The 1,259-nt window shown below is 65.1% G+C and carries 2 protein-coding genes; one reads left to right on the top strand and one right to left on the bottom strand.

Annotation, left to right across the window (positions count from 1 at the left end; genetic code table 11):
* Positions 1–720 (bottom strand): succinyl-diaminopimelate desuccinylase (gene dapE / locus EN964_RS35000; protein WP_127277474.1); only part of this gene is annotated, 720 nt, incomplete at its 3' end.
* Between the two features lie 126 nt (positions 721–846).
* Between dapE and EN964_RS34995 the strand changes: the two genes are divergently transcribed.
* The coding region (locus EN964_RS34995; protein WP_281059601.1) for a 2-dehydropantoate 2-reductase N-terminal domain-containing protein at positions 847–1,259 on the top strand (413 nt) is incomplete at its 3' end.

Below are 1,259 nucleotides of genomic sequence, written 5' to 3'. Positions count from 1 at the left end.
CTCCAGATTGGTCGGCTGGAAATCCCTGGTCCCCTTGTCGAAAACCGGATGCAGCAAGGCGTCGACCAGGCTCATCAGCCCGCGCACCGGATTGTCGGCAAGCAGGGGATAGGCGACATGGCCCTGGCGGCCATTGACGGTGACCGCGCCGGACATCGAGCCGCGGCGGCCGATCTTGATCATGTCGCCGAGAGCGTCCGGATTGGTCGGCTCGCCGACGACAGAGGCATCCCATTTCTCGCCCCGCGAAGCCGCCCATTCGAGCAGCTTCACCGTGCCGTTGATGGCCGGGCCTTCCTCGTCGCCGGTGATCAGCAGCGAGACCGACCCTTTCGGACCGCCATTGGCCTCGACATGGCGCGCCACGGCGGCGATGAAACAGGCAATGCCGCCCTTCATGTCGACGGCGCCGCGGCCATACATCTCGCCATTGGCGATCTCGGCGGCGAAAGGCGGATGCGTCCAGGCGGCTTCGTCGCCGACAGGCACCACGTCAGTGTGTCCGGCGAACATCAGATGCGGGCCATTGCCGGAGCGCCTTGCATATAGGTTTTCGATATCGGGCGTGCCGTCTTCGGAAAACACCGGCCGATCGACCAGGAAGCCGAGCGGTTTGAGCATCGTCTCCAGCGCGGTCAGCGCGCCGCCCTCAGCGGGCGTCACCGAAGCGCAACGGATAAGGGCGGCGAGGTTTTCGGCGGGATCGGTCGGCAGCGTCATGGCAAAAGCGATAGTCGAAAGCGCAGGGCCTGTCACGGCCAGACATAGGGGCCAGCGTCATGGCTGGCGATGCCGCCAATATTATGGTTTTCATGTCGTATAGCTCCGACCCGGCGCGGCGACAGGATGGCAGACAAGGACAGAAGGATCGTCATAGCCGGTGCCGGCAGCATCGGCTGCTATGCCGGCGGCTGCCTGGCGTTGGCCAACCGAGAGGTCATTCTGCTGGCTCGGCCGCGCATCGAGGCAGCGCTACGGCAGGGTGGATTGCGGGTCAGCGACCTCCAGGGCCGCGATCGCTCGATCAAGCCCGAGGCGCTTGTCGTCACCGTCGATCCGGCCGCCGCTTTGCCGCTGGCGGACGTGATCCTGGTCACGGTCAAGAGCGGCGCCACCCAGGATATGGCGGATCTTATCAAAGCCCATGCCCGGCCCAACGCCGTGGTGATCAGCCTGCAAAACGGTGTCGACAATGCCGACAGGCTGCGTGCTGGAGTTGCCGGACGTACGGTGCTGGCCGGCATGGTGCCGTTCAATGT

It is taken from the genome of Mesorhizobium sp. M7A.F.Ca.CA.001.10.2.1 (genome assembly GCF_003998575.1).
Classification (GTDB): Bacteria; Pseudomonadota; Alphaproteobacteria; order Rhizobiales; family Rhizobiaceae; genus Mesorhizobium.
The sequence above is the reverse complement of the archived record's forward strand: the minus strand, read 5'-3'. Positions and strand labels throughout refer to the sequence as shown.